25 protein-coding genes, 1 tRNA gene and 1 pseudogene are annotated in these 26,742 nt (G+C 66.2%); 9 read left to right on the forward strand and 18 right to left on the reverse strand.

Annotated features, from left to right (window positions below; translation table 11 throughout):
• Positions 1 to 7 precede the first annotated feature (7 nt).
• Positions 8 to 2,788, forward strand: a complete 2,781-nt coding sequence (locus tag J2S75_RS03140; RefSeq protein ID WP_307018098.1) for a rhamnan synthesis F family protein — start codon at positions 8 to 10, stop codon at positions 2,786 to 2,788.
• Positions 2,789 to 2,854: 66 nt separating this feature from the next.
• Here the strand turns inward: J2S75_RS03140 and J2S75_RS22455 are convergent, their stop codons facing one another.
• Complete coding sequence (locus J2S75_RS22455; protein ID WP_370874070.1) at positions 2,855 to 3,028, reverse strand: hypothetical protein; 174 nt, start codon at positions 3,026 to 3,028, stop codon at positions 2,855 to 2,857.
• Positions 3,029 to 3,182: 154 nt separating this feature from the next.
• Between J2S75_RS22455 and J2S75_RS03150 the strand changes: the two are divergent.
• The 5 genes and pseudogenes from J2S75_RS03150 to J2S75_RS03170 form a co-directional block, all read left to right on the forward strand.
• Positions 3,183 to 3,323, forward strand: a pseudogene (locus tag J2S75_RS03150) (IS256 family transposase); the annotation flags it as partial.
• Positions 3,324 to 3,405: 82 nt separating this feature from the next.
• Positions 3,406 to 4,836, forward strand: coding sequence for a UbiA family prenyltransferase (locus J2S75_RS03155; RefSeq protein WP_307018100.1), 1,431 nt, complete (start codon positions 3,406 to 3,408; stop codon positions 4,834 to 4,836).
• Positions 4,833 to 5,255, forward strand: coding sequence for a GtrA family protein (locus J2S75_RS03160; RefSeq protein WP_307018102.1), 423 nt, complete (start codon positions 4,833 to 4,835; stop codon positions 5,253 to 5,255). The genes J2S75_RS03155 and J2S75_RS03160 overlap by 4 nt, the downstream gene beginning before the upstream one ends.
• Entirely contained in the window at positions 5,252 to 6,577 is a 1,326-nt protein-coding gene (locus J2S75_RS03165; protein ID WP_307018104.1) for an FAD-binding oxidoreductase, read from the forward strand. Before J2S75_RS03160 ends, J2S75_RS03165 begins: the two co-directional genes overlap by 4 nt.
• Entirely contained in the window at positions 6,574 to 7,311 is a 738-nt protein-coding gene (locus J2S75_RS03170; RefSeq protein ID WP_307018105.1) for an SDR family oxidoreductase, read from the forward strand. Before J2S75_RS03165 ends, J2S75_RS03170 begins: the two co-directional genes overlap by 4 nt.
• A 1,110-nt stretch (positions 7,312 to 8,421) precedes the next feature.
• On the opposite strand, the gene J2S75_RS03180 is transcribed toward J2S75_RS03170, so the two are convergent.
• A tRNA-Asp gene (locus J2S75_RS03180) sits at positions 8,422 to 8,498 on the reverse strand.
• Between the two features lie 103 nt (positions 8,499 to 8,601).
• On the reverse strand, positions 8,602 to 9,714 hold the full coding sequence (locus tag J2S75_RS03185; protein WP_307018107.1) for an AI-2E family transporter: 1,113 nt from the start codon (positions 9,712 to 9,714) through the stop codon (positions 8,602 to 8,604).
• Between the two features lie 171 nt (positions 9,715 to 9,885).
• Between J2S75_RS03185 and J2S75_RS03190 the strand changes: the two genes are divergently transcribed.
• Complete coding sequence (locus J2S75_RS03190; protein WP_370874071.1) at positions 9,886 to 10,905, forward strand: KpsF/GutQ family sugar-phosphate isomerase; 1,020 nt, start codon at positions 9,886 to 9,888, stop codon at positions 10,903 to 10,905.
• 29 nt (positions 10,906 to 10,934) lie between these two features.
• Complete coding sequence (gene kdsA / locus J2S75_RS03195) at positions 10,935 to 11,783, forward strand: 3-deoxy-8-phosphooctulonate synthase (RefSeq protein ID WP_307018109.1); 849 nt, start codon at positions 10,935 to 10,937, stop codon at positions 11,781 to 11,783.
• A 46-nt stretch (positions 11,784 to 11,829) separates the two neighbouring features.
• Here the strand turns inward: kdsA and J2S75_RS03200 are convergent, their stop codons facing one another.
• From J2S75_RS03200 to yajC, 5 genes are read right to left on the reverse strand one after another with little or no spacing between them, the layout of a single operon-like run.
• Positions 11,830 to 12,714, reverse strand: coding sequence for a phytoene/squalene synthase family protein (locus J2S75_RS03200; protein WP_307018112.1), 885 nt, complete (start codon positions 12,712 to 12,714; stop codon positions 11,830 to 11,832).
• Positions 12,715 to 12,753: 39 nt separating this feature from the next.
• Positions 12,754 to 13,131 (reverse strand): Mth938-like domain-containing protein, encoded by a 378-nt coding sequence (locus J2S75_RS03205; protein WP_307018114.1) that lies wholly within the window; start codon positions 13,129 to 13,131, stop codon positions 12,754 to 12,756.
• Between the two features lie 31 nt (positions 13,132 to 13,162).
• Positions 13,163 to 14,128 carry a protein translocase subunit SecF gene (gene secF / locus J2S75_RS03210; RefSeq protein WP_307018116.1) on the reverse strand — a complete coding sequence of 322 codons (966 nt, stop codon included), beginning with the start codon at positions 14,126 to 14,128 and terminating at the stop codon, positions 13,163 to 13,165.
• Positions 14,129 to 14,143: 15 nt separating this feature from the next.
• Entirely contained in the window at positions 14,144 to 15,742 is a 1,599-nt protein-coding gene (gene secD / locus J2S75_RS03215) for a protein translocase subunit SecD (RefSeq protein ID WP_307018118.1), read from the reverse strand.
• Between the two features lie 49 nt (positions 15,743 to 15,791).
• On the reverse strand, positions 15,792 to 16,133 hold the full coding sequence (gene yajC / locus J2S75_RS03220) for a preprotein translocase subunit YajC (RefSeq protein WP_307018120.1): 342 nt from the start codon (positions 16,131 to 16,133) through the stop codon (positions 15,792 to 15,794).
• Between the two features lie 196 nt (positions 16,134 to 16,329).
• Between yajC and J2S75_RS03225 the strand changes: the two genes are divergently transcribed.
• Complete coding sequence (locus tag J2S75_RS03225) at positions 16,330 to 17,226, forward strand: ATP-binding protein (protein WP_307018121.1); 897 nt, start codon at positions 16,330 to 16,332, stop codon at positions 17,224 to 17,226.
• Positions 17,227 to 17,434: 208 nt separating this feature from the next.
• Here J2S75_RS03225 and J2S75_RS03230 read toward each other — a convergent pair whose 3' ends face one another.
• From J2S75_RS03230 to J2S75_RS03275, 10 genes are all read right to left on the reverse strand, one after another.
• Positions 17,435 to 18,694 carry a M23 family metallopeptidase gene (locus J2S75_RS03230; RefSeq protein WP_307018123.1) on the reverse strand — a complete coding sequence of 420 codons (1,260 nt, stop codon included), beginning with the start codon at positions 18,692 to 18,694 and terminating at the stop codon, positions 17,435 to 17,437.
• Between the two features lie 108 nt (positions 18,695 to 18,802).
• On the reverse strand, positions 18,803 to 19,444 hold the full coding sequence (locus J2S75_RS03235) for a protein-L-isoaspartate(D-aspartate) O-methyltransferase (RefSeq protein ID WP_417281868.1): 642 nt from the start codon (positions 19,442 to 19,444) through the stop codon (positions 18,803 to 18,805).
• Positions 19,445 to 19,500: 56 nt separating this feature from the next.
• Entirely contained in the window at positions 19,501 to 20,289 is a 789-nt protein-coding gene (surE, locus tag J2S75_RS03240) for a 5'/3'-nucleotidase SurE (RefSeq protein ID WP_307018127.1), read from the reverse strand.
• 128 nt (positions 20,290 to 20,417) lie between these two features.
• Positions 20,418 to 21,713: a serine--tRNA ligase gene (gene serS, locus J2S75_RS03245; RefSeq protein ID WP_307018129.1), complete on the reverse strand. Its 1,296-nt coding sequence runs from the start codon at positions 21,711 to 21,713 to the stop codon at positions 20,418 to 20,420.
• Between the two features lie 229 nt (positions 21,714 to 21,942).
• The gene (gene tatC, locus J2S75_RS03250; RefSeq protein ID WP_307018130.1) at positions 21,943 to 22,734 is read right to left on the reverse strand and encodes a twin-arginine translocase subunit TatC; all 792 of its coding nucleotides are present in this window, start codon (positions 22,732 to 22,734) and stop codon (positions 21,943 to 21,945) included.
• Positions 22,731 to 23,759, reverse strand: a complete 1,029-nt coding sequence (gene tatB, locus J2S75_RS03255) for a Sec-independent protein translocase protein TatB (protein WP_307018131.1) — start codon at positions 23,757 to 23,759, stop codon at positions 22,731 to 22,733. The genes tatC and tatB overlap by 4 nt, the downstream gene beginning before the upstream one ends.
• 57 nt (positions 23,760 to 23,816) lie before the next feature.
• Entirely contained in the window at positions 23,817 to 24,041 is a 225-nt protein-coding gene (locus J2S75_RS03260; RefSeq protein ID WP_307018132.1) for a twin-arginine translocase TatA/TatE family subunit, read from the reverse strand.
• 67 nt (positions 24,042 to 24,108) lie between these two features.
• Positions 24,109 to 25,188 (reverse strand): ABC transporter ATP-binding protein, encoded by a 1,080-nt coding sequence (locus tag J2S75_RS03265; protein ID WP_307018498.1) that lies wholly within the window; start codon positions 25,186 to 25,188, stop codon positions 24,109 to 24,111.
• Between the two features lie 34 nt (positions 25,189 to 25,222).
• On the reverse strand, positions 25,223 to 25,939 hold the full coding sequence (gene scpB / locus J2S75_RS03270) for an SMC-Scp complex subunit ScpB (protein ID WP_307018134.1): 717 nt from the start codon (positions 25,937 to 25,939) through the stop codon (positions 25,223 to 25,225).
• Positions 25,936 to 26,742 carry a segregation and condensation protein A gene (locus J2S75_RS03275; protein ID WP_307018136.1) on the reverse strand — a complete coding sequence of 269 codons (807 nt, stop codon included), beginning with the start codon at positions 26,740 to 26,742 and terminating at the stop codon, positions 25,936 to 25,938. Before J2S75_RS03275 ends, scpB begins: the two co-directional genes overlap by 4 nt.

Here is a 26,742-nt window from a genome sequence, read left to right on the forward strand (position 1 = left end):
GGCCACGATGAACGGGGTTGAGCTTGACGCACGTTTCAGGGAACTACTAGAACTAAGCGGGTTCGTAGATCTGGAATTCTACAGGAGCGCCGTCGGGCGCCCGCACCTTATTGATCCCATAGCCCATTACGCGGATGTGGGCTGGCGCATCGGCGTGCCGCCGAATGCACGATTTGATGGTGACTTTATTTGGCCGTTTTATGTGGCAGCTGGTCTTGAGGGGCCGCCGGCTTTCCATTGGATTGCCCTGACTGCCGCAGGGTTTTCCTTGCCCGCCAACGAGGTCGAAGCCCAGGCTCGGGCCGAGCATGTCCGCAGGTCCCAGATCTTTGATCCGATGTATTATGGTCGGCGTCTCCCTGAAGGTGTTGATCCTGCATTGCATTATGTGGTGATCGGCGAGGTCCTGGGGTGGCCCTGCGCGCACGGTTTCGACCCGGAATATTATCGCGAACGATATCCCGACATTGCGAAGGCGGGCATTTCCCCGCTTTATCATTACGAAAACCATGGTCGCCTCGAAGGGCGGCGGGGGATTTCGGTCGTTGACCAGCTGCGTTTCCCGCCCTTGCCTGAGGGGGGCGCCTCAGCGGTCCTCGTCGTCTCTCACGAAGCCTCCCGGACCGGCGCGCCGGTCCTTGGCTGGAACCTGGTGAGGGGTTTGCGCGGACAGGCGCCCGTCATCTCGCTTTTGCTGCGGGGCGGCGAGCTGGAGGAAAATTATCGCGAAGAGTCGAGCGTGTGCATCGGGCCTCTCACCCGGGACGATTGGCACCCCTCGGAAGCGCGGCGCCTCGCTCGACGCCTCATATCTGAGTACAACATCGCCTATGCCGTCTCCAACAGCATCGAAACTCAGATTGTTGTTCCAGAGTTGGTTCGCAATGGCGTTCCTGTCGTCAGTCTCGTGCACGAGTTTGCTGCCTACACACGTCCGCTGGCGAAGATGCGCAATGTCTTTGACTGGGCCTCGCATGTGGTCTTCCCGGCGGAGATCTCGGCCAAGTCCTCCTTCAACGCCTTTCCGGGATTGGACGAGCGGCAAGGTATTCATATTCTATCCCAAGGGCGAAACGATCCTCCGGCGGCAGCCTCCGAGTCTAAGGTGCCAGCCAATATCCCCGCTTGCCTCGATCGCAGCGCGTTGAAGGATGCGTTCATTGTCATTGGCGTTGGCCAGGTGCAGTTGAGGAAAGGTGTTGATCTTTTCGTCGGCGCGGCGCAGGCGGCGCGGCGTCTGCGCCCTGATATTCCCTTCCAGTTCGTCTGGGTCGGGGACGGCTTTGATCCTGAAGCGGACATCGCCTACTCGGCCTATCTCGCCTACCAGATCGAAAACTCCGATCTCGGGGACAGTTTCCATATTGTAAAGGCGGTGGAGGACCTTGAGCCCATCTATGCCGCAGCGGACGCCTTCTTCTTGAGTTCCCGCCTCGATCCGCAGCCGAACGTGGCCATCGATGCCATTTCTCGGGGAATTCCGACAGTCTGCTTTCGGGATGCGTGTGGGACGGCTGAGATTCTTGATGCCGACGACGCCACCCGCTTCCTCATCGCGCCCCACACGGACGTGCATGGCGCGGCCGAGATCTTATGCGACATCGCCGACAATAAAGCCGGAATGTCCAAGCTCCGTCAGGATGTTGCCCGTGTCGGGCGCGCCGCGTTCGACTTCGACGCCTATGTGGCGAAGGTCCACCAATGGGGGCTTGATGCCGCCAACGCCCTCCCCCGCGCTGACTGGATCGCCCTGCAGCGGGAAGGGGTTGTGGATGCGGAGCTGGCGATTCCCCCGGAGTCCTCCGTCCTTGCCCCCGGCGAGGCCGAGTGGCGGGTCATGGTTCAATGGTCCGTCATGGGCATGACGAAGAACCCGTCCTCCAACCCGCAGTTTCGCCGCCCCTGCGAAGGCTTCAACCCGCAGATCTATGCCGAGGCGCATGCGGCGGAGTGCGTGACGGGGTCGGAGCATCCCCTGGCCCATTGGCTGCGGACAGGCCGGCCCACGGGCCGCTGGTCCCGCAAGGTCCTGGCGCCGGACGGTCCTGGTACGGGTCGCGGCGCCCTGCCGCAGCGCAGCGCCCTGCATGCCCATCTTTATTACGCCGACCTCGCCGGCGACCTGCGCGACCGCCTTTCGCGCAACCGCCTCGAATGCGACCTCTTCATCACGACCGATACGGACGCGAAAGCCCGCCACATCCGGTCTGTGTTCAACGACCAGGCCCGTGCCGTGGACGTCACCGTCGTGGACAATCGCGGCAGGGATGTCGGCCCCTTCCTAATGGAGTTCCTACCGAAAGCGCTGGCGGGGAACTATGATGTCGTCGGCCACGTCCACGGCAAGCGGAGCCTCAGCACCGATGCGGCCATGGGCGAGGGGTGGCGGACCTTCCTGTTTGAACATCTTCTCGGCGGCCGGCACGCCATGCTGGATACCGTCATGCGTGCGTTCAGCAAGGACACCCATCTGGGGCTGGTCATGGCCGAAGAGGCGCATCTGGTGGGATGGAACGAAAACAAGGAGATTGCCCAAAACCTCGCGCGCAAGCTCGGGATCGGCGATCTTCCCGATTATTTCGACTTCCCGCTGGGCACCATGTTCTGGGCGCGAACGCAGGCTCTTCGTCCCTTGATGGACCTTGGCCTGCATTGGGATGACTTTCCCATGGAGCCGCTTCCGGACGACGGAACGCTGCTCCATGCAGTGGAGCGTCTCTTGCCGTTCATCGTGGAGAAGGCAGGGTTCCAGACCGCCAGCGTGCGTGTTCCCGGCGTCACGTGGTGATCCACGCCCATGCCAAGCGCTCGGCGTACGGGCGGGGATGGGAACGGGCGAAGGCGGCGCGGAGGATCAGGTAAGCGACAGTTTCCAGGCCGGACGGGCCGCGTTGCGGTCCTTCCTGTTCGACACGTCGCTGCGCCCGCCCGCCCGCTTGCCCGCGTCGACCTTGTCTTCTTGACCCACTCGTTCGGCGTCTTCGCCGTGCAGCCGATCCGCTCGGCGATCGAAACCATCGCCGCCCACCGAGAGGAATGATCCCCCTCGTGCTCGAGCACCACCCATACCGCGGGCTCGCGCACCTCAGGCGAAAACGCGTTCGTCATCTTGTTGATCATAATGGCCCCTATTTCTCAGGAATTGGGGCCTCCGGCAATTTCTGAGCGGTTCATGCAGGCCAATCGTCAGCCTCGTCGGGGCGGTCCTGCTCGAGCATAACGACGAATGGGCCGTCCAGCGCTCCCGCTACATGATGCTGGAAACCATCGCCGCCATAGGCGATGATCCCGACGTCCCCGCCCTGCCGAACATGTCGGCCTGAGTAAACCGCCCATATCGGCGCGCCACACTGGCCAGCGGTCAGCTACACCACATCACGGGACACGATCAGGAGCGGCGCATCTTTGTCTTTGAAACCCCGTGAAATCCTCGTTGTCGACCTGAACGGATCACTCCTGCGCAGTGACATGCTCTTTGAGAGCTTCTGGTCGGCCTTCGGTCGTGACTGGCGCAGTCCCTTCCTTTCTGTCGCCGCTCTGACTGGTAGCCGGGCATCGCTCAAGCGACATCTCGCGGTGGCGTCAGCCGTCGAGCCTGCCACTCTCCCCTACGATCCCAAGGTGATCGCGTTCGTTCAAGAGTGGCGCGCGTCTGGCGGAAGAACGGCCCTTGTCACAGCCAGTGACCGTGATTTCGCCAACGCCATCGCAGGCTATTTGGGCATCTTCGACGAGGTGCATGGCTCTGATGGCAAACTGAATCTGAAGGGCGAGCGCAAAGGGCAATTTCTGGAAGAGCGGTTCGGGTTCAAGGGCTTCGTTTACATGGGTGCTGCCAAGGCCGATCTGCCGGTCTGGGAGCGGGCCGCCAGGGCGATCACCGTCAACGCTCCGGCCGCACTCCGCCGAGAGGCTGAGCGCGTCTGCGACAGCGCCGAGCATCTGGTCACCGATGCCAAATCGGTCAAACCCTATATCAGCGCGTTACGTCCACATCAGTGGCTGAAGAACGCGCTTGTCTTCTTGCCCATGCTGGCAGCGCACCAGCTGGACAGTCAGACCTTTCTCCTGTCATTGCTCGCCTTCGTCTGTTTCAGCCTGGTGGCATCGAGCGTCTATGTGCTGAACGACCTGCTCGATCTCGCTGCCGACCGCGCCCACCCGCGCAAAAAGAACCGCCCATTCGCCTCCGGCAGCATCCCGATCGCTCACGGTACGTGGATGGCAGCGGGGCTGCTTCTCCTGGGTGGTCTGCTGGCGACCAGCATCAGCCCGCCATTCCTGCTGGTAATTTTGACCTATTATCTTCTGACCACAGCCTATTCGCTGCATCTCAAGCGCCGGATCGTCATCGACATCTGCGTGCTGGCCGGGCTCTACACGGCCCGGATCATCGCAGGCGGGGTCGTCACCGAAATTCCGCTGTCAGTGTGGTTGCTCGCGTTCTCAGTGTTCTTCTTCCTGTCGTTGGCTGCGGTCAAACGCCAAGCTGAACTCATCGACAGCGCCGAACGCGGCAGCCTAAAAGCAAGTGGACGCGGGTACCACGTGGATGACCTGCCGATCATCTCGATGATCGCGATCGGGGCGGGTTATGTATCCGTGCTTGTCATGACGCTCTATGTCAATTCGCCCGCGGTCGTCGAACTCTACGCCCATCCCGAAGCCCTGTGGGGCGTCTGCGCTGTCCTGCTCTACTGGGTCACCCGGACCGTCATGGTGGCGCATCGCGGCCAGATGCATGACGATCCAGTCGTTTATGCCGCCAAGGACCGGATAAGCCAGATGTGCCTGCTGATTATCCTCGGCTTCGTTGTTGGGGGGGCGCTGGCGTGAGCCTGCACACACTTATCTTGCGCTATGCCGCCTTTGCCGTGGTAGCGACCATCGCCAACCTGGCCTCCCAGCGGCTTGTTTTGCAGTTCGGCGAAACTGCCGTCCACTTCGCGGGGGCTGTTGGCGCAGGCACCATCGTCGGCTTGGTGATTAAGTATGTGCTCGACAAGCGCTGGATCTTCTACGACGTTGGGACCGGAGTGAAGAAACACGGGCGGAAGTTCTCCCTCTACACGGCCATGGGGTTGGTCACGACGGCGATATTCTGGGGCACGGAAACAGCGTTCTGGCTGATCTGGCAGACCGACATGATGCGCGAACTGGGGGCGATGTTGGGGCTCTCAGTCGGCTATGTCGTGAAGTACAACCTTGACCGGCGCTTTGTTTTCACCGACCGGCAACTGGCGGCACCGGCATGAAGCTGTCGGGATGGGGGCGCTATCCGGTGCTGGAGGCGCGGGTGCATCGACCGCGCAGTATGGAAACGCTGCAGCAACTGGTCGCCTCTGAGCCAAGCCTGATCGCCCGAGGCAATGGGCGTGCCTATGGCGATAGCGCCATCAACACGTGCGCCACCATCGATATGCGGCACCTCAATCGGATGATCGCCTTCGACCCCGCTTCCGGTCAGCTGATTGCAGAAGCCGGTGTTCTACTGGGCGACATCATCGCTGCCTTTCTGCGCCGGGGCTGGTTCCCTCTGGTTACGCCCGGGACGAAGTTCGTGACGCTTGGCGGTGCAATTGCAGCGGATGTCCATGGCAAGAACCACCATCGGGACGGAAGCTTCCGCAGCTGCGTCGACTGGATCGAAGTCATGGGCGCCGATGGGCAAGTCCGGCGCTGCTCCCCGCAAGATGACCCAGACCTGTTCGACCACACGCTGGGCGGCATGGGTTTGACTGGCATCATCCTGCGGGCGGCCATCCGTCTGCAGCCGGTGGAGACCGCCTGGATCCGCCAGACCACCCTTGCGGCCCCGAACCTCAAGGCGGCTATGGCCGCGTTCGAGGCTGCACAGGATGCGACCTACTCGGTGGCCTGGATCGATTGCTTGGCAGCCGGCAGTAATCTCGGCCGCTCTCTTGTGATGCTCGGAGAGCATGCGGGCCGCGCTGATCTGTCCCCGCGGCAGGCGCTGGCACCGTTCCAGATCACGTCCAAGCGTAAGCTCAGCATCCCGATGGACCTCCCCGCATTCACTCTGAACAGCCTGACGGTGCGGGCCTTCAACGCCCTCTACTACCGGGCTGGCGAAAGGAAGACCGGCACACGACTGGTGGACTGGGACAGTTACTTCTATCCGCTCGATGCGATCCTGGGGTGGAACCGGATCTATGGGCGGAAAGGCTTGGCACAATTCCAATGCGCGTTACCGCTGGACCGTTCCGAAGCTGGGCTTACTGCGCTGCTCTCCGAGATTGCGAAAGCCGGAGCCGGGTCCTTCTTGGCCGTGCTCAAGCGCTTCGGCAAACAGGACAGCGCTTTCTCCTTCCCTATGGAGGGTTATACGCTTGCACTCGATTTCCCGGTCACGCCCAAGACCCTGGCGCTTTTGGACCGGTTGGACCAGATAACGCTCGCGCATGGCGGTCGCTTCTACCTCGCGAAGGACAGCCGCATGACCAGCGCGACACTACGCGCGTCAGACCCCCGCGCCGCAGATTTTCATGCCCATCGCGACAGCCACGGGTTCACCAGCCGGTTCACGTCTGCCCAATCAGAAAGGCTGGCCCTGTGACAAAGCCCCCCGTTCTTATCCTTGGTGCCCGATCCGACATCGGCAAAGCCGTGGCGCACAAGTTCGCAGTCCTCGGCCACCCCATTCAGTTGGCCGCACGCCATGCCTCAACACTTGAACCGGACAAGACCGACATGGAGTTGCGCTACGAGGTTTCGGTCAGCCTGCACGAGTTCGATGCGCTTGCCACGGACTCGCACGAAGCCTTTGTCGCAGAACTGCCTGAGCCGCCACGGATCGCCGTCTGTGCCGTCGGCCTGATGGGACAACAAGCAGAGAGCGAGCGCGACGTTGCGTCCGCCGCCCGCGTCATGCGGAGCAACTACGAAGGGCCCGTCAGCATTCTGGCAGTCCTGGCAAACCGTTTTGAAGAACGCGGCAGTGGCACGATTGTAGGCATCAGTTCGGTCGCCGGGGTCCGCGGCAGGGCTACGAACTACGTCTACGGCTCCGCAAAGGCCGGCTTCACAGCCTTCCTCTCAGGCCTGCGCAACCGTCTGTCAAAACGGGGCGTCCACGTGGTGACCGTCCTGCCGGGATTCGTCGCCACACAGATGACCGAAGGGATGGACCTGCCAGCCAAGCTAACGGCTGAACCGAGCGAAATCGCAGACGCCATTGCGCGCGCTGTAGAGCGAAAGAAAGACGTGATCTATGTGCGGCCGATCTGGCGCCTTATAATGCTGATAATCCGGAACATACCGGAGCGGATTTTCAAAGAAATTAGGATATGAAATCAATAACAACTGAGAGAAAACACATCGCATTTTCAGTCTTCTTCGTTTTCGTTCTTGCTCGGCATCGCCGATTGCCTTGCCGCCTTGGTTCCCGACCGCCACGATCCGGCCCGCGTCATGCACGGTCTCGCCGACATGATCCGCGCCCGCATTCTGCGCGATCGCCGGTGGCTACGAGGATTGCAACGACTTCGACCGGCTACGGTTTGATCTGCCTTGAAGTTCCGCTGTTTCCGCCTGCCCGGCAGCGGCGCCGACCCTGCGTCCCGGCCGACGCTGTCGCGCCTGGAGAATGTGCCGAGCCTGCGCGACGCTGCCCGTCTCACCTATGCCCTCGTCGCTCAGTGGATGGCGAGCTATTGCTCGCGTTACGCCGACCCCTCGCTTGCGGTCCGCAATTCTTCGCCAGCCGGACGATCCGAAATGTGGACCGAAGGCGAGGCAGTTCGGCTCTCCAAAAGAGCGCGCCGGTTGGGATTTCAGGGGTTCGCTGCCGTAATCGCTGTAACGATTCCCTGATAAGCCCCGCTGACGTTCGCGCCTTGAGAGCCTCACAGTTCGCCAGAGATAGGCATGGGCAGGCGTTCTTCACGGAACAGGGAAAGGAACAGGCAAGCCGGTTGGCGGCGACCTGAGCGCCCGCGGCTTAGCCGCGTCGGGGGCTTATCTCGCTCACCTCCCTGTAGAACTCCACGGCGATGCATTCATCTTTCGCAACCGATCCGGCGCCCCTTATTCGAAGGATACGCTCGGCGACGACTTCCGCGACGTACGAGCCGCCGAGTTCGGTGATAGCGAACGGTTCACACTCGCAGATTTTCGTCGATCAGGTGCGGTCGAGGCTATTGCGGGCGGCGCTGGCGCCGAACAACTGAGCCACGCTATGGGCAACACGCTTTCAACATCAAACGCTCTTTTCGCAATCTACGTCCCAGTTAATCTAGCTACGATTCGGGCGGTTCAGGAGGCTCGACGAAAGGGGCGTCCAAAGCGATAAAAAGAACGGCCCATGATCAAAGGTTGGAGCAAGACGGTCAAGCTGAGTTGGAACACTCGAAGCCTGACGGGACTATAGGGGAAGAATATGAGAAATAACAATAAAGTGAATGGCGGGAGTGACGGGGCTCGAACCCGCGACCTCCGGCGTGACAGGCCGGCGCTCTAACCAACTGAGCTACACCCCCCCTGCGCGGGTCGGAAGCACCGTGCCCCGCAGCGAGTGAGCGGGGTGTTAAGGCACGCCTCCGCAGGTGTCAAGCGCACCCCCGACATGTCCTGTGAATAGTCTCAGCCCGGCAGGTGCGGGCGGCTTTTCGCCAGCATCCCATCCACAAGCGCCATCGCCGCGATAAGCAGCGGCACCGACAGGAAGGTGCCGGCCGGCCCCCACAGCCAGGTCCACACCGCCATGGACAGGAACACGGCGAACGGGTTGAGCGAGACGCGGCGCCCGACGATCATCGGCGTGAGGAACTGGCCCTCGATGCTGGTGATGAACAGGAACGCCGCCGCCGGCAACAGACCTTCGAGGATGCCGGGAAAGGTCACGACCCCGGCAATGGCCAGAATCAGCGTGGTCACCGCCGGCCCGACATAGGGCACATAGTTCAGCACGCAGGCGAGCACGCCCCAGAGCGGCGGATTGGGCATGCCGAGCCCCCAGGTCACCAGCGTGGTGGCGATGCCGAGGCCGATATTGATGAAGGTCGCCGTGACAAGATAGGCGCCGAGCCTGTCCTCGATCTCGCGAAACACCCGCAGCGCCGTCAGCCGGGTCTGGCGCGGGGTCATCACCTGCACGACGCGGCGCTTGATCTGCACACGGCCGGCGAGAAAGAACAGCAGCGAGCCGAGAAAGAGGATGAATTGGCCGATGACCGGCGTGACCATGGAGAGCACGCTTTCCAGCATCTTCGAATCGGCCATCTCGACCACCACCGGCGCCCTTTCGGTGGCGCGGCCCATCGACTGGATCGATTCGACCACAGTGGCGAACGTCTGCACCACGGGGCGCAGACCGGCGAACCGCTCCTTCATGATGGCGCCGATCTCCGGCGCGCGGGCGCTCCATTCCGCCAGCGGGGCCGCCAGCGCCACGGCGAGACCATAGATCAGTCCGGCGATGCCGATCACCATCAGCAGCGCGCCGAGCCAGCTCGGCACGCCGCGCTTGGCCAGGCCCTCGATGGCCGGGCCGATGACGCTGCCGATGATGACGGCGGCAACGATGGGAATCAGCACGGCGCTGGCGATGGCGAGCGCCGCCGCCAGGATCACCACGGCGCTCGCAATGACGGCGATCTGGGTACAGCGCCGCCACAGCCGTTCCGTGCGCCCCTCCGTGTGCGCCAGACGCCGAGGCGCCACCGCCGAGCCGGCCACGCCGCGCCCCATATCCATTGCCATCTCCTCCAGCCCGTCTCAGCGCGTCCCAACGTGCGGGTGGTATCGGCGGTTCCCCGGCTCCTCCATTGCATCGCGGGCATTTGGCGCTTATTGACGCCCGGCGTGGCGCTGAAGGGCGGCCGGGCGCAGCGCGCCCTGCGGCCCCGAGCAAGGGAGAGTTGAACCTTGGGCACGGCCCAGCCTCAGAAAAATGCCGCCGGCGCGCCCCAGCGGGACGACCGGCTGCGCGAACGGGTGCTGCGCACCCTCGCCATCGAATCCAAGGGCCTGGCCGCGCTCAGCGCCGCCATCGAGGCGGAACTCGGCGACGCCGTGGAAAACGCCATAGCGCTGATCGAAGGCGCGCGCGGGCGCGTCATCGTTACCGGCATGGGCAAGAGCGGCCATATCGGGCGCAAGCTCGCCGCCACCTTCGCCTCGACAGGCACGCCGGCCCTGTTCCTGCACGCCGCCGAAGCCAGCCATGGCGATCTCGGCATGGTGACGCCGGACGACGTGCTGCTCGCGATTTCCTGGTCGGGAGAGACCTCCGAACTCGGCGACATCGTGCACTATGCCGGCCGCTTCGCCGTGCCGCTCGTCGCCATCACCTCCAATGCCGAGAGCACGCTCGGCCGCGCCGCCGATGTCGCGCTGGTGCTGCCACGTGTGGAGGAAGCCTGCCCCAACGGCCTCGCGCCCACCACCTCGACGCTGATGCAGCTCGCCATTGGCGACGCGCTGGCGGTGGCGCTGCTGGAGCGCCGGGGTTTCTCCGCCTCCGATTTCCGCGTCTTCCATCCCGGCGGCAAGCTCGGCGCGCGGCTGCTGAAAGTGGCCGACATCATGCACCAGGAAGCCGAAATGCCGCTGGTGCGGCTCGGCACGCCGATGAGCGAGGTGCTGATCGAGATCACTGGCAAGCGCTTCGGCTGCTGCGGCGTGGTCGATAGCGAGGGATGCCTCACCGGCATCGTCACCGATGGCGACCTGCGCCGGCATATGAGCAGCGACTTGCTGGCCACGCCGGTGGAGAAGGTGATGACCTCCTCCCCCTTCGTCGTCGATCCGCTCGAACTCGCCAGCGCCGCGCTGGGGCTGATGAACCGGCGCCCGGTGCCGATCACCGTCGTCTTCGCGGTGGCCGAGGGCAAGCCGGTCGGCATTCTCCACATTCACGACATTCTGCGCGCCGGCGTCGTCTGACACCCGTGCCCGACCCCAAGGAACGTTTCATGAGCGGCTCTGGCGCCAATTCCGTAGTCACGCTTGGCGATGTGCGCTTCGGCAATGACCTGCCGCTGGCGCTGATCGCCGGCCCCTGCCAGATGGAAAGCGCCGCGCATGCGCTGGAATGCGCCGCCGCGATCAAGGAGATCGCCACGCGCCGCAGCATCGGCGTGGTGTTCAAGACCTCCTTCGACAAGGCCAACCGCACCTCGATCAAGGGTGCGCGCGGCATGGGCCTCAAGGCCGCCCTCCCCGTCTTCGCCGAAATCCGCGAGCGCTACGGCATGCCCGTTCTGACCGACGTGCACGAGAACGACCAGTGTGCCCCGGTCGGCGAGGTGGTGGATATATTGCAGATTCCGGCCTTCCTCTGCCGCCAGACCGACCTTCTCATCGCCGCCGCCGCGACGGGGCGGGTGGTCAATGTGAAGAAGGGGCAGTTTCTCGCCCCCTGGGACATGAAGAACGTCGTCGCCAAGCTGATCGAGGGCGGCAATCCGAATGTGCTGGTGACGGAGCGCGGCGTGTCCTTCGGCTACAACACGCTGGTAACCGACATGCGGGCGCTGCCGATCATGGCTGAGACGACTGGCGCGCCGGTCATCTTCGACGCCACCCATTCGGTGCAGCAGCCGGGCGGACAGGGCACCTCTTCCGGCGGCCAGCGCGAATTCGTGCCGGTGCTGGCGCGGGCGGCGGTCGCGGTCGGCATTGCCGGCGTGTTCGTCGAGACCCATCCCGACCCGGACAAGGCCCCGTCGGATGGCCCCAACATGGTGCCGCTCAACGAGTTCGAGGCCCTCGTCGCCCGGCTTCAGGCCTTCGACCGGGTGGCGAAGGACCGCGCCAACTAGAGCCTGATCCGATCAGGTTGAATCAACCTGATCGGTAGAACGTGCTCTAGCGCGCGCCCGCGCCGGCGCGGGCGGCCTTGGCCAGCGTGCCGGCGCCGCGCCACAGCCGCCACAGCCGCAGGAAGGCCGGCGCCGGCGGCACGCCGGCGAAGGGGTCGTGCGGACGCTCCAGCCGGTCGAGATCGCCCGGAACCAGCGTCAGCGGCAGGAAGGCCGGCAGTTCCGCCGCCGGCACGCCCGCCAACGCCGTCATCGCGGCCTGATGGTGCCGGCGCGCCAACGCCCGCAGCGCGGCGAGCACCTCGCCGAGCGCGGGACTGGCCACCCCCGACACCGCGTCCTCGCGGGTCAGCCCATGGGCGGCGAGCAGATCGAGCGGCAGGTAGCATTGGCCGCGCCGCGCATGCACCGGGAACGCCCGCAACAGCCCGGTGACGGCATAGGCGACGCCGGCATGACCCGCCGCCTCCGCCGAGGAGGCGCCCGCCTGCGGCGCCAGAACCAGCGTGGCGAGGCGGATCAACGCCGAGGATGTCTCCCCGGCATAGCCTTCGAGATCGTTCACCGTAGGCATGGCGTCGTCATAGAGATCGAACTGCCGCGCCTCCAGCAGCGCCTCGAAGCTGGCGCGCGGCAGGCGGTGGGTATCGATGGCCTCCAGCAGCGCCGCGGCCACCGGATTGGCCCGCACATCGCCCTGACCATCCCCCGCCAGCGCCTCGCGCCACCATTGCAGCCGCACCTCGCCGGCGAGCGGGTTGGTGATCGCCTCGCGCACGCGTGCCACCTCGGCATTGAAAGCATGCAGCGCGAACAGCGCGCCGCGCCGCTCGGCGGGGGCGAACAGGTCGGCGACGTAGCGATCGCGGTCGAGATCGCGCACCAGCGCCGCGCAATACTCCGTCGGCGTGGTCAGGCTCGGACGGCTCATGTGATGGGTCCGGACGGGTTGGCGTGAGGCGGCCGCGCCTCAGGGCAGCGCGAGCAGCGCGGCGGCGACCGGACGGCCTTCCGCCAGAAGCACATTATAGGTCGACGCGGCCGATCGTGTAGGGAGGGTGTCGACCGACAGCCCGGCATCGCGCAGCCGCCAGCGCAGCGCCTCCGGCAACGGCCAGGGATCGACGCCGGTGCCGATCAGCAGCAATTGGAAGCTGCCCGCCTCGGCGAAGACCCGCGCGAGGGCCGCCTCATCGATCTCGCGCGGTTCCCGCGGCGCCCAGGCGTGGATGCCGGAGGGCAGCGCGAGGATGGAGCCGGCCGACGCCATGCCCGCAAAGTGGAACGCTCCGCGCGCATAGCCGTCAATCGGCACCTGATACGGGAGATGGGCGTCAGGCGTCGCCATCAACCGGCCTTCCGCATGGGGACGCCCCCGCTCACGGCGCGAGGCGTTCCGCCTTGGCGTTGGCGCTCTTGGCCTCCTTCTCCGCCTTTTCCGCCATCGCCCGGGTGGATACCCCGAGATAGATGAGCAGCGGCGAGGCGATGAAGATGGAGGTGTAGGTGCCGACCAGCACCACGCCGAACATCATCGTCACCGAGAAGGAATGGATCGCGCGCCCGCCGAACAGCACCAGCGCCAGCAGCGCCAGCGTCACCGTCACATGGGTGATGACCGAGCGAGACAGGGTCGAGTTGATCGAGGCGTTGAGCAGTTCCTCGGTCGGCATCTTCTTGTAGCGCCGCAGCATTTCGCGGATGCGGTCGTAAATGACGATCGTGTCGTTCAGCGAATAGCCGAGAATGGTCAGAAGCGCGGCGACGCTGGTCAGGTCGAAGTCGATCTGGAAGATCGCCATGAACCCGATGGTGAGCACGATGTCGTGGAAGTTGGCGATCGAGGCGCCGAGGGCGAATTGCCACTCGAAGCGGAACCAGAGGTACACCAGGATGCAGAACACCGCCATCATCAGGCCGACGATGCCGTAGCTCAGCAATTCCTGCGACACACGCGGGCCGACCACCTCGACGCGGCGATACTCAACGCCGTCGCCGAGCGCCGCGCGCACCTTGCCGACCACGGCCTGCTGCGCCTGCTCGCCGCCCGGTTGCTGGGCGACGCGGATCAGCACCTCGCCGTCACTGCCGATCTCCTGAATCTGCACCTCGCCGAGGTCGAGCGACTCGAGGCGGGAGCGGACATCGGAGATGTTCAGCGTGTTGTTGGCGTAACGCACCTCAAGCAGCGTGCCGCCCTTGAAGTCGATGCCGAAATTGAGGCCGAGCGTGAAGAACGCCACCAGCGCCACGATCGACAGCAGGGCCGAGATCGGGAAGCTGATCCGCCGGAAGCGGATGAAGTCGAAATTCGTGTCGTCCGGAACGATGCGGAGCAGACGCATGGAAGCTCGCCTTTCTCAGATCGGCACGCGCTGGGGGCGCTGCCAGCGCACCCACAGCGCCACCATAAGGCGGGTCAGCGTGAAGGCGGTGAACACGGTGGTGATGATGCCGATGCCGAAGGTGATGGCGAAGCCGCGCACCGGGCCGGAACCGACATAGAACAGCACCGCCGCCGCGATGAAGGTGGTGATGTTGGAGTCGAGGATGGTCGCCAGCGCGCGGGAGAACCCGGCGTCGATGGCGGAGATCGCCGAGCGTCCCGCCCTCGCCTCCTCGCGGATGCGCTCATAAATCAGCACGTTGGAATCGACCGCGATGCCGACGGTTAGAACGACGCCGGCAATGCCGGGCAGCGTCAGCGTCGCGCCGAGCATGGCCAGCACGCCGAAGATCATGCCGACATTGATCGCGACTGCGATGTTGGCGATGACGCCGAACAGGCCATAGGTCGCGACCATGAACAGCGCCACCAGCGCCGCGCCGACAATGGAGGCGATAAGGCCGGCCCGGATCGAATCCGCGCCGAGGCCGGGGCCGACGGTGCGCTCTTCCACCACCTGCAGCGGCACCGGCAGCGCGCCGGCGCGCAGCAGAATGGCGAGATCGTTCGCCTGCTGCACGGTGAAATTGCCGCTGATCTGACCCGATCCGCCCATGATCGGCTCGCGGATGACCGGCGCCGAAATCACGTGGTTGTCGAGGATGATGGCGAAGGGCCGGCCGACATTGGCCTGCGTCGCCTCGGCGAAGCGGCGGGCGCCGTTGGTGTTGAAGCGGAAGGTCACCACCGGCTCGCGCGTCGTCGGGTCGAAGCTCGGCTGCGCGTCGGTGAGGTCCTCGCCGGCGACCAGCACGCGCTGCTCGATCAGATAGGGAACCGGCGGATTGTCCTGGGAATAGAGCACGTCTGTGCCCGCCGGCGGGCGCCCCTGCAGCGCCTGCTGCGCGCTCATTGTGTTGTCGACGAGACGGAAGCTCAGCTGCGCGGTCTGGCCCAGCAGCGCCTTGAGGCGCGACGGGTCCTGCAGTCCGGGCACCTGCACCTGGATGCGGTCGGCGCCCTGGCGCTGGATCGACGGCTCGGTGGTGCCGAGCTGGTCGATACGCTTGCGGATGATCTCGATGGACTGCGACACCGCCTGGATGGTGCGCGACTGGATGCCCGCCGCCGTGGGCGAGAGCGAGATGGTGTTGCCATCGCGCGAGACATCGGTGTCGAGCTGGCCGCTGGTCGACATCGCACCGCCCAGCGGCTGGGCGAGGCCCCGCAGCTGTGTCAGCGCCGCATCGACATCCTGCCCGTCGCGGATGCGCACCTGCACCGTGTCGCCCTGAATGGCGAGGCCGGTATAGCCGATCTTGGCATCGCGAAGGATGCGGCGCGCGTCATCGCGCAGATGCTCAAGGCGGATCTTGCGCACGGACTGGGCGTCGACCTGCAGGACGATGTAGGACCCGCCCTGAAGGTCGAGGCCCAGCACGATCTTGCGCTGGAGGACGTGCGGCAGGCTGTCATAGGCGGATGGCGACAACAGGCTCGGCACGGCCATCAGGCAGATGATGGCCGAGACCGCCAGGATCGCGAACGCCTTCCATTTCGAGAAGTAAAGCATGGGGTTCCTTCCGGCCGCGCGAACGGCTACGGCCGCAAGAGGTCAGCGCTCAGGACTCGGTGTCTTCCTTGGCCGGCTCGCCCTTGGCGCGAACCTCGGAGATCATGCCACGCAGCTGGCGGATCTTCACGCCTTCGGCAAGCTGCAGCTCGATCTCGCTGTCGTCGATCACCCGGGCCACCTTGCCGATGAGACCGCCCGAAGTGACGACCGTGTCGCCGCGACGGATGCTCTTCACCATTTCCTGATGCGCCTTCACCTTCTTCTGCTGCGGACGCAGAATCAGGAAGTACATGATCACGAAAATCAGCACGAAGGGCAGCAGCGACATCAGCATGTCGGTACCGCCGGCGGCGGGGGCGGCCTGCGCATAGGCGGGCGTAATCAACATGTCGGTTCCTTGTCCGTCGATCGAAGGCGGGCGAAAGGCCCGGCGAAGCGGCGCGGACTATACTGAGGCGCCCGGCGATTGCAAACGCCCTCACCTCACTGTGCGCGGCGGCCGGCGGCAAAGCGTACCCGGCGTTACGGTTCTTCTTGTCCCCCGGCGCGGCACGGACTATTCCCCCTCGCGGAGGAGCCTCACCATGACCCACACACCGGATGATCTCGCCGCCGTTCTCACCCGCATCGCCGAGGCGCTCGAACGCATCGCCCCGGCCCGGCCGGCAACGGCGGATTTCAGCGAGGCCGACGCCTTCATCTGGCACGCCGATGAACGCCGGCTTGAGGCCGTGCCGCGCGTCAGCCGGGTGGAGATGGAACTGCTCAAGGGGATCGAGCGCACCCGCGACCTGCTGCTGGACAACACACTGCGCTTCGCCCGCGGCCTGCCGGCCAACAACGCCCTTCTCTGGGGCGCGCGCGGCATGGGCAAGAGCTCGCTGGTGAAGGCCGCCCACGCCTCGGTCAACGCCGAGATGGTGCGCGAGGGCAAGCCGCCGCTCAAGCTGGTGGAAATTCACCGCGAGGACATCGAGACCCTGCCGGCGTTGATGAGCCTGGTGCGGCCGGCGCCGTTCCGATTCGTCATCTTCTGCGACGACCTGTCCTTCGACGCCGACGATACCTCCTACAAGTCGCTGAAAGCGGTGCTGGAAGGCGGCATCGAAGGGCGGCCGGAGAATGTGATCTTCTACGCCACCTCAAACCGCCGCCACATCCTGGCGCGCGAGATGGTGGAGAACGAGCGTTCGACGGCGATCAATCCGGGCGAAGCGGTCGAGGAAAAGGTCTCGCTCTCCGACCGTTTCGGCCTGTGGCTCGGCTTCCACAAATGCAGCCAGGACGATTATCTCGCGATGATCGACAGCTATGTCGCGCATTTCGCGATTCCCATCGCGCCTGAGGTTCTGCGGCAGGAGGCGCTGGAATGGTCCACCACACGCGGCGCGCGTTCAGGGCGGACGGCCTGGCAATATGTGCAGGATGTCGCGGGGCGGCTGGGCGTGTCCCTGACAGAACCGCCGGCCGCCCCGCGCTGACCGGCGCCAAGGTCCAAACGTCGCGCCGGAAACAAATGGCGGAGCGCTGAGGCTCCGCCATTGATGCTTGTATGGAAGACCGAGTGTGGCGGCTCAGAGTGCGATCCGATCAGACTGAATCAATCTGATCGGTAAATCGCCCTCTAAACTCTAAGATAGAGAACGCGTTATCCGATCAGCTTGCGAAGCAAGCTGATCGGCGCGTGCTCTAGAGGCCGGCGAGGTACTGCGACGGGTCGACCGGCTGCGAGCCCTTGCGGATTTCGAAATGCAGCTGCGGCGAGGAGACATTGCCGGTCTGGCCGGCCTTGGCGATCACCTGGCCGCGCTTGACCGTATCGCCCTTCTTCACCTCGAGCGCGCTGTTATTGGCATAGGCGGTCACCCAGCCATCGGCGTGCTTGATGAGGACGAGGTTGCCATAGCCTTTGAGCTCGCTGCCGGCATAGGCGACCACGCCGTCCTCGGCCGCCTTCACCGCCGTGCCTTCCGGCACCGAGATGTTGATGCCCTCATTCTGCTGGCCGCCAGGCTTCGGCCCGAAGCCGGAGATGACGCGCCCGCGCACCGGCCAGCGGAACTGCGGACCGGCAGCGGCGCTGCGGATTTCGTCCGGGGTCTCGGAGGGCTTGACGGCGGCGATGGTCTGCGGCTTCGGCCCGGCGGCTGCCTGGGCGACCGGCGCGGGGTTGGCCGGGTTCGCCGGCGCGGTGGCGACGACGGGGGTCGGCTTCGGCGCTGGCGGCGTGGCCGCGGGCTTCGGCGCGGCGGCGACCACCGCCCCGCCGGACGCGCCCGGAATGGTCAGCTTCTGGCCGATGCGCACCATGGTGTTGAAGTCGATGCCATTGGCGTTGGCCAGCTCGGTACGGGTGACGCCGTAATTACGCGCGATGGAGCTCAGCGTCTCGCCCGGCGCCACCACATGCGAGCCGCCGGAGGCCGCGACCTGCGGGGTACGGACGGGGGCGGGCGTGGCGGCGGCGAGAGGCTGCGGCTGGCTGCCATAAAGCGGCTGCGTGCCGCCATAGCCGGGCTGCGCGGGGACGGGCGAGGAGAGATGCGTCGGAGCCGCGGCGACCTGGGCAGGAGCCGGCTGCGCGGGCGCGCCATAAGGGGCGGTCGCGACCGGAGCGCCATAGGCCGGGGCGCCGTAGGGGGACTGGGAGCCGTAGGGAGCCGGCGCGGCACCGGGCGTGGGATAGGCGCTCGCCGTCTGCGGACCGACCGGGGCGAGCGGCACGCCATTGACGGGCGCCGCCGCCATGGGCGCGCTCTGCACCGCGCCAGTCGGCGCGGCGGCGACGGAGCCGGTATAAGTCGGCTGCGAGGCGAAGGGATTGCTGTTCGGATTGGCGCTGAACCGGGCGGAATCGGCACTGCACGCGGCCATTCCCGCTGCCATCAGGGCGACGGCGGAAATCCGCATGAGGGGACCGGCACCGGACACCTTCAGAAACTTACGCATCGCACCCCACCCGAACGCTGGACTCGGGATGATTAATGCGGCGTACAGGTAAACAGCCGCTTAAGCGGACCCGTACACATCAGGAAAAATGGCGGATTCCCGGCATTCTCAAAGCACTACCGCGACACCCGCGAGCATCGGAACGAAGCGCACGCGGGCCAGTTCGCGGGTCTCCAAACCCTGCAATCCGCGCCGGTAACGCATGAGAGTCTGCGTCGCCTCCGGCGGGCCGACCGGGGCCACCAGAATGCCCCCCATGGCCAGCTGCTCGAACAGTGCCTGGGGTACTTCTTCCACAGCGGCGGTCAGGATGATGCGGTCGAACGGCGCGCGCTGGGGCGCGCCCTCGCGGCCGTCGGCGACCAGCACCTCGACATTGGCATAGCCGAGCGCGGCGAGCCGCCGCGCCGCCGAGTCCGCCAGCGTGCGGAAGCGCTCCAGCGTCACCACATGGCCGGCGATACTGGCGAGAATGGCGGCCTGGTAGCCTGAGCCGGTGCCGATTTCCAGCACACTGTGCGAGGGGCCGAGTTCCAGCGCCTCGGTCATCAGCGCCACCACGGTGGGCTGGCTGATGGTCTGGCCGCAATCGAGCGGCAGAGCGAGATCGCGCCAGGCGATGGGGCGGAAGGCCGGCTCGACGAAGCGCTCGCGAGGAACCTGCTCCATGGCGCGCATCACCTGCCACTCGCGCATGCCACGCTTGCGCAGCGCCAGAAGCAGCTCGGCGCGCTGCAGATCCTCGCTCATCTCGGCGCCGCTCACGGGCGACCTCCCTGCCCTGCCCGGAACGTCGGGCCTCCGGCTCAGCGCGGCTTCGCGGCCGCGGCGGGCTTGGCGAAGACTTGCGCGAGCCGCGTCATCATCGGCTCGTCGGTCATGTCGAGGCGCAGCGGCGTGACGGAAATGCAGCCCTCGTCGAGCGCGTGCAGGTCCGAGCCGTTGACCGTCTCGAAGATACGCTTCTCGAAGGCGATCCAGAAATAGGGGTTTCCCCGACCGTCATTGCGCGCGTCGATGCGCAGCAGATCCTGGTCGCGCCGCCCCTGCGCGGTGACGGCGATGCCGCGCACCTCGTCCACCGGGCGGTTGGGGAAGTTCACATTGACCACGATGCCGCCGGGGATTCCCTCCTCCAGCAGCGTGCGCACCACCTGCGGGCCCCAATGCTCGGCGACATCATAGGGCGGCGCCTTGCGGGTCTCGAAGCCATAGGCCTGCGACAGGGCGATGGAGGGGATGCCGAGCACCGTGCCTTCCATCGCGCCGGCCACCGTGCCGGAATAGCCGACATCCTCGGCGACGTTCTGGCCGCGATTGACGCCGGAGAGCACGAGATCGGGCTTGTGGTCGGCAAGGAGGTGCCGCACCGCCATGATGACGCAGTCGGTGGGCGTGCCCTTCACCGCGAAGCGCTTCTCCTCCACCTGCCGCAGCCGCAGCGGATCGGAGAGGGAGAGCGAATGCGACACGCCGGACTGGTCGGTCTCCGGCGCCACCACCCACACATCGTCGGACAGCGCCCGGGCGATGCGGGCGCAGGCGTCCAGCCCCGGCGCGTGGATGCCGTCGTCGTTCGTCACCAGGATGCGCATCTGTCCTCGCTCTTAAGTTCGATGTCATCCCGGCCGAAGCGAAGCGCAGAGCCGGGATCGCTCTGCATTTTGCACGCGATCCCGGATATCGCCCGACGGCGATTCCGGGATGACGGCCCGGCAGCGGCTCAGTTCTTCTCGATCCGCGTCAGCCCGCCCATATAGGGCACCAGCACGTCGGGCACCGTGACGGAACCGTCCTCGTTCTGGTAATTTTCCAGGATCGCCACCATCGCCCGGCCGACCGCGACGCCCGAACCGTTGAGCGTGTGCAGGTAGCGCGGCGCCTTGGCGCCCGCCGGGCGGTAGCGCGCATTCATCCGCCGCGCCTGGAAATCGGTGCAGGTGGAGCAGGAGGAAATCTCGCGGAAGGCGTTCTGACCCGGCAGCCAGACCTCGATGTCATAGGTCTTGGCCGAGGCGAAGCCCATATCGCCGGTGCACAGCGTCACCACGCGAAAATGCAGGCCGAGCTTCTTGAGCACCGCCTGCGCGCAGGCGAGCATGCGCTCATGCTCGTCCGCCGACTGTTCCGGCGTGGTGATGGAGACCAACTCCACCTTGTTGAACTGGTGCTGGCGGATCATGCCGCGCGTATCCCGCCCCGCCGACCCCGCCTCGGCGCGGAAGCAGGGGGTAAGCGCGGTGAAGCGCAGCGGCAGCTCTTCCTCGGAGAGGATGGACTGCGCGACGAGATTGGTCAGCGGAACTTCGGCGGTGGGGATGAGCCAGAACTCCTCACCGGCGCGGAACTGATCCTCACGGAACTTCGGCAGCTGCGCCGTGCCGAACATCGCCTCGTCCTTGACCAGCACCGGCGGCGCGACTTCCATATAGCCGTGTTCTTCGGTGTGGGTGTCGATGAAGAACTGGCCGATGGCGCGCTCCAGGCGCGCCAGCTTGTTCTTCAGCACCACGAAGCGGGCGCCGGAGAGTTTCGCCGCCGCCTCGAAATCCATCTGGCCGAGGCCTTCGCCGATCTCGAAATGCTGCTTCGGCACGAAGGGAAAGCCGATCTTCTGGCCGACAAGGGCGATCTCGACATTGTCGTGCTCGTCCTTGCCCTCGGGCACCACATCGAGCGGCACGTTGGGAATGGCGGCGAGCCGGTTGTGCAGTTCGGCCTCGGCCGCCTTCACCTGCTCTTCCAGCGCGGGAATATCGGTCTTCAGCGCCCCGACCTCGGCCATCAGCGCCTCGGCGCGGTCGTTCTCGCCCGCCTTCTTGGCGGCGCCGATCTCCTTGGAGGCGGCGTTGCGGCGGGCCTGCAGCTCTTCCAGCCGGACGATGCCGGAACGGCGGGTCTCGTCGAGGGCGATCAGCCCCTCGACCAGTGCCTGCGCTTCCGAGGCATCGGTGCCGCGCCGCACCAGCGCGTTGATGAGCCCGTTCGGCTCTTCGCGGATCCACTTGATGTCGTGCATGGCAGTCTCGCCTTCAAACGCCGCTCCCGGCCTCGCGCCGGAACGGGAGGGACGTAGCCAATCGGGAAGGCGGGGACAAGTGCGGCGTGGCGAAAGCGCGTAGGCGCATGCGTGCTTCGAGGCTCGCTGCGCTCGCGCCTCAGCATGACGAGGGACGGTTCAACAAAAGCCACGCAACGTCATCCTGAGGTGCCCGGCAAAGCCCGGCCTCGCAGGATGCTGCCCATGATTACGTAGCCGCGTCGGCCGCCGCCTCCGCCGCGCGCTTCTTCTTCTCGACCATGCGCACCAGCAAGACCGAGACTTCGTAGAGCAGCAGGGTCGGGATGGCGAGGGCGAACTGGCTCACCACGTCCGGCGGGGTCAGCACCGCGGCGGCGACGAACACGCCGACAATGGCGTAGCGCCGCGCCTTCTTCAGCTGGTCGGACGTCACCACCCCGATCTGCGCCAGCAGCGTGAGGATGACGGGCAGTTGGAAGCAGATGCCGAAGGCGAAGATCAGGGTCATGATGAGCGAGAGATATTCGCTCACCTGCGGCAGCATGGAGATTTCCGGCGTGCCCGGCCCGGCCAGCTGCTGCATGGAGAGGAAATAGGTCATCGCCAGCGGCATGGCGACGAAATAGACGAAGGCCGCGCCAATGAGGAAGCACACCGGCGTCGCCACCAGATAGGGCCGGAAGGCGTTCTTCTCGTGGCTGTAGAGCCCCGGCGCGACGAACATATAGATTTGCGTCGCCACGATGGGAAAGGAGATGAACGCCGCCCCGAACATGCCGAGCTTGATCTGGGTGAACAGGAATTCCTGCGGCGCGGTGTAGATGAGCTTGACGTGCTCGGTGCCGCCGGCCGCGAATTCATAGGGCCAGAGCAGGATGTTGTAGATGAACTTGCCCAGCATGAAGCAGCCGAAGAACGCAATGAAGAACGCGATCAGCGACTTGATCAGGCGGGCGCGCAGCTCGATCAGATGTTCGATCAGCGGCGCCTTGGAGGCGTCGATGTCATCCTGGCTCATGTGGCCGGCCCTTCATCGCCGGAGGCCGGCTTGACCTTGACGCGCGGTTTGGAAGGCCGCTTGGCGGCGGGTGCGGCGGGTGGCTGATCGAGCGAGGAGACGGCCTCGAACAGTCCCGGCTCGGCCACCTCGACGACGGGGGCGGGCTTGCGCGGGCGGCGGGCGGCAGGTTTCGGCGCCGCTTCCGCAGGTGCCGGCTCCGCAGGGACCGCGTCCACAGGGGGTGCAACTGCCTTCGCTACCGAGGCGCGCACGCGCTTCGGCTTGGGCGCCGCGGGCACGGCGGCCGGCGCGACCTCGGTGTCCTTTGCAGGCTCGGCCGCCGTCTGCGGGCGCGGGGCCGAAGGCGTGGTCGCCGATGATGTGGGCGACACCGGCGCGGGCACCGCCGGCGATGCCACCGCATTGGCGGCAGGAGCCGGAGCGGCAGGAGCCGGAGCGGCGGGAGCCGGAGTCGGGGCGCCCGCGGCCGGCGTCGCCGTGGGCGGGGTCGCCGCCGGCGCCGCAGCCGCAGCCGGCGCGGCGGACGCAACCGCAGCGGCGGGCGGTGCGGGAGACGGAGCGGCGGGCACGACGGCCTCAAGCCCGGCCGCTGCGTTGCGCACCTCGTCCTCCACCGTCTCGAACGGGTGGGGTTCCAGATCGCCGGGCGCCGGCAGCGCCGTCTCGGTCGTGTCGGCGGGCGGCAGGGTGCTGCCGGCTTCCACGCTGCCGGTCGGCGCCTTCAGCTCGGTTTCGATGTCCTGCAGCGGATTGGTCGGCAGTGCCTTGGCCAGCGACTCGCGCGCATTGCCGGCGAGGCCGGAGAGATCGTTGCGCAGCCCGCTAACGCTGTCCTTGAGGTCGGAAAGCTCCGCCTCACGCAGCGCCTCGTTGAACTGCCCCTGGAACTCGCCCGCCATATGGCGCAGCTTGCGCACGCCCTGCCCCATGGTGCGGAGCACGCGCGGCAGCTCCTTCGGCCCGATCACCACGAGGGCGACCACGCCGATGACGAGAAATTCCGACCAGCCGATATCAAGCATACATCATGCGGGGCCGCGAAACGCGACCCTCCCCGATCGAGAATCCGAGGCCGGAAATCAGCCGACCTTGGTACGCTCGGCTTCCACCTTCGGCTGGTGATCGAGCGAACGCGCCGGCTCGCCGGGCTTGGCCGCCGTGTCGTCCTCGTCCGCCATGCCCTTCTTGAACGCCTTGATGCCCTTTGCGGCATCGCCCATCAGCTCGGACAGCTTGCCGCGACCGAAGAGGAGGAGCACGACCACCAGCACGATGATCCAGTGCCAGATGCTGAGAGAACCCATCACAAAACTCCCTTGCCCGAAGCGCCGCCGGCCCCTTGCAGCCGCGCATCGCAATTCAACCCGGACACTAGGGCCGGCCCGTGGCGAAGACAAGAACCTCGGCCGGCTCGATGTTCACTCCGACGTCATGCCCACGTAATAGGCCGGCGGTCGGGCGGCGGCGTGCGACCAATGGCCGGTCCAGCCCCTCCACCGCCACCTCGTAAAGGTCGAGTTCGCCGAGGAAGCGGTGATGGACGATTCGCCCCCGCACGCCGGAGCCGGGTGCCTTCAGCTCGATGCCCTGCGGGCGGATGGCCACTGTGGCCGCCTCCCCCTCGGCCAGGCCGGGAGCGGGGAAGCTGCCGAGCGCGGTGGCCACGCGACCATCGCGAACGACACCCTCAACCTCGTTGATTTCGCAGAAGAAACGCGCCACTTCGAGATCGGCGGGATGGCGGTAGAGTTCTTCCGGCGCGCCGATTTGAACCAGCTGCCCCTTGCGCATCAGCGCGATGCGGTCTCCGAGCCGCATCGCCTCTTCCGGGTCGTGGGTGACGATGATGCAGGTGGCGCGGGCATCGCGCAGAACCTTCAGCGTCTCGCTGCGCACACTGCCCCGCAGCCGACTGTCGAGGCCGGAGAACGGTTCGTCCATAAGGAGAATGCCGGGGCGCGGCACGAGCGCGCGGGCAAGCGCCACGCGCTGCTGCTCGCCGCCCGACAAAGCATGTGGATAGTTTTCCGCATAGGCGGCAAGGCGCACCCGTTCCAGCGCCCGCATCGCCTCGTCATGCGCCCCCGCCGGCCCGAGACGGCGCAGGCCGAAGGCGACGTTTTCCACATTGGTGAGGTGGGGGAACAGCGCGTAGTCCTGGAACACCAGCCCGATGGCGCGCTTTTCCGGCGGCACGAACGCGCCGGGACCGGCCACCACCTGCCGGTCGAGCAGGATTCGCCCGTGGCTCGGCCGCTCGATGCCGGCGATCAGCCGCAGCAACGTGGTCTTGCCGCAGCCCGATTGGCCCAGCAGGCAGAGGATTTCGCCCGGCTCCACGGTGAGGCTGACACCACGCACCGCTTCCACCTCGCCATAGCCATGGCGTACCTCCTCCAGCACCAGCCGGCTGGCGAGCGAGACCGGCGTGCGGGAGGGCTGGGAGGGCATGGCGCTACCTGATTCTGTCAGCATGGGGGCTCTTTCAGTCGTCCGGATCGTCGTCGCCATCCGGTTCATGCGCGAAGGACAGCTCGAATTCCGGCTCCAGCGGGTCTTCGTCGTCCTTCAGGTCGGGCGCGTCGCTGGGCAGCGGCACGGTAAGGCCGGCGGCCACGCGCGAATCGATCATCCCGGTGCCGCGCAGTTCATCGAGGCCCGGCAGGTCCTGGATGGTGTCGAGGCCATAATGGACGAGAAAGGTCTCGGTGGTGCCATAGGTCACCGGACGCCCGGGGCTGCGCCGCCGCCCGCGCAGCCGCACCCAGCCGGCCGCGAGCAGCACGTCGAGCGTGCCCTTGTTTGTGGACACGCCGCGTATTTCCTCGATCTCGGCGCGGGTGACGGGCTGGTGATAGGCGATGATCGCCAGCGTCTCCAGCGCCGCGCGCGAGAGCCGGCGCGGCTCCGGCTTGTCGCGGGCGAGCAGGAAACCGAGATCGGGCGCCGTGCGCAGCATCCATTTTCCGGCCACCCGCGCGAGATTGAAGCCACGGTCGGCATAGTCGGCCGACAGGGTGGCGAGCAGCGCCCGCACATCGGCGCCATCGGGCAGGCGTGCGGCCATGGCAGCCTCGTCCAGCGGCTCGCCGGCGGCGAACAGCATGGCTTCGAGCAGGCGCAGATCCGGGTCGCGTCCCGGCGCGCGCGGCGCCTCTTCCCCCGGCTCCGGCAGGGGGCTGCGGGCGGCGTCGGCGCTCATGCGCCCTCCTCCGGAACGTCCCGCCGGCTGCGGATCCAGATCGGTGCGAAGCTCTCCTCCTGCTGCACGTCGATCAGTCCCTCGCGCACCATTTCCAGCGTCGCCGAGAAGCCGGAGGCGAGCGCGGTCGCCCGCATCTTCGGATCGGCGATCCAGTTGAGCAGGAACCCGTCGAGCCGGGACCATTCGCCATGCAGCGCCAGCCGCCCCAGCAGCCGCTCCAGCCGCTCGCGCGCCTCGGCCAGCGAGATCACGCTGCGCGGCGGAAAGCGCACCTGCGACAGCGCCATTTTCTGGCGTTGGGCGCCATAGGCGGCGAGCAGATCGTAGAGCGTCGCCTCATAGACGATGGGACCGGCGGCCTGCAGCGGCTCCGGAGCGCCGCGCGGGAACACTTCATGCCCGATGCGGTCGCGCGTGGCGAGATGCGCGGCGGCGGCGCGAATCTGCTCCAGCCGGCGCAGCCGCTCGGCGAGATCGGCGGCGAGATCGGATGCGCTCGGCCCCTCCTCCTTCGGCGGATCGGGCAGCAGCAGGCGCGATTTGAGATAGGCGAGCCACGCCGCCATGACGAGGTAGTCCGCCGCCAGTTCCAGCCGGATGCGGCGCGCCTCCTCGACGAAGTGCAGATATTGCTCGGCGAGTTGGAGGATGGAGATGCGGTGAAGGTCCACCTTCTGCGTGCGCGCCAGCGCCAGCAGCAGGTCGAGCGGCCCTTCGAAGCCGTCGACATCCACCACCAGAGCGGGCTCGCCCGCCTGGCGCGCGCCGTCGGCATCGAAGGTGAACTGGCTTTGAACCAT

It is taken from the genome of Ancylobacter polymorphus (assembly GCF_030813495.1).
Lineage (GTDB): Bacteria > Pseudomonadota > Alphaproteobacteria > Rhizobiales > Xanthobacteraceae > Ancylobacter > Ancylobacter polymorphus.

Coding starts and splice junctions, on each gene's coding strand:
- J2S75_RS03140 (WP_307018098.1), top strand. CDS start 8: ATGAACGGGGTTGAGCTTGACGCACGTTTCAGGGAACTACTAGAACTA.
- J2S75_RS03165 (WP_307018104.1), top strand. CDS start 5,252: ATGAAGCTGTCGGGATGGGGGCGCTATCCGGTGCTGGAGGCGCGGGTG.
- J2S75_RS03185 (WP_307018107.1), bottom strand. CDS start 9,714: ATGGATATGGGGCGCGGCGTGGCCGGCTCGGCGGTGGCGCCTCGGCGT.
- kdsA (WP_307018109.1), top strand. CDS start 10,935: ATGAGCGGCTCTGGCGCCAATTCCGTAGTCACGCTTGGCGATGTGCGC.
- J2S75_RS03200 (WP_307018112.1), bottom strand. CDS start 12,714: ATGAGCCGTCCGAGCCTGACCACGCCGACGGAGTATTGCGCGGCGCTG.
- J2S75_RS03205 (WP_307018114.1), bottom strand. CDS start 13,131: ATGGCGACGCCTGACGCCCATCTCCCGTATCAGGTGCCGATTGACGGC.
- secF (WP_307018116.1), bottom strand. CDS start 14,128: ATGCGTCTGCTCCGCATCGTTCCGGACGACACGAATTTCGACTTCATC.
- secD (WP_307018118.1), bottom strand. CDS start 15,742: ATGCTTTACTTCTCGAAATGGAAGGCGTTCGCGATCCTGGCGGTCTCG.
- yajC (WP_307018120.1), bottom strand. CDS start 16,133: ATGTTGATTACGCCCGCCTATGCGCAGGCCGCCCCCGCCGCCGGCGGT.
- J2S75_RS03225 (WP_307018121.1), top strand. CDS start 16,330: ATGACCCACACACCGGATGATCTCGCCGCCGTTCTCACCCGCATCGCC.
- J2S75_RS03230 (WP_307018123.1), bottom strand. CDS start 18,694: ATGCGTAAGTTTCTGAAGGTGTCCGGTGCCGGTCCCCTCATGCGGATT.
- J2S75_RS03235 (WP_417281868.1), bottom strand. CDS start 19,444: ATGAGCGAGGATCTGCAGCGCGCCGAGCTGCTTCTGGCGCTGCGCAAG.
- surE (WP_307018127.1), bottom strand. CDS start 20,289: ATGCGCATCCTGGTGACGAACGACGACGGCATCCACGCGCCGGGGCTG.
- serS (WP_307018129.1), bottom strand. CDS start 21,713: ATGCACGACATCAAGTGGATCCGCGAAGAGCCGAACGGGCTCATCAAC.
- tatC (WP_307018130.1), bottom strand. CDS start 22,734: ATGAGCCAGGATGACATCGACGCCTCCAAGGCGCCGCTGATCGAACAT.
- tatB (WP_307018131.1), bottom strand. CDS start 23,759: ATGCTTGATATCGGCTGGTCGGAATTTCTCGTCATCGGCGTGGTCGCC.
- J2S75_RS03260 (WP_307018132.1), bottom strand. CDS start 24,041: ATGGGTTCTCTCAGCATCTGGCACTGGATCATCGTGCTGGTGGTCGTG.
- J2S75_RS03265 (WP_307018498.1), bottom strand. CDS start 25,188: ATGCCCTCCCAGCCCTCCCGCACGCCGGTCTCGCTCGCCAGCCGGCTG.
- scpB (WP_307018134.1), bottom strand. CDS start 25,939: ATGAGCGCCGACGCCGCCCGCAGCCCCCTGCCGGAGCCGGGGGAAGAG.
- J2S75_RS03275 (WP_307018136.1), bottom strand. CDS start 26,742: ATGGTTCAAAGCCAGTTCACCTTCGATGCCGACGGCGCGCGCCAGGCG.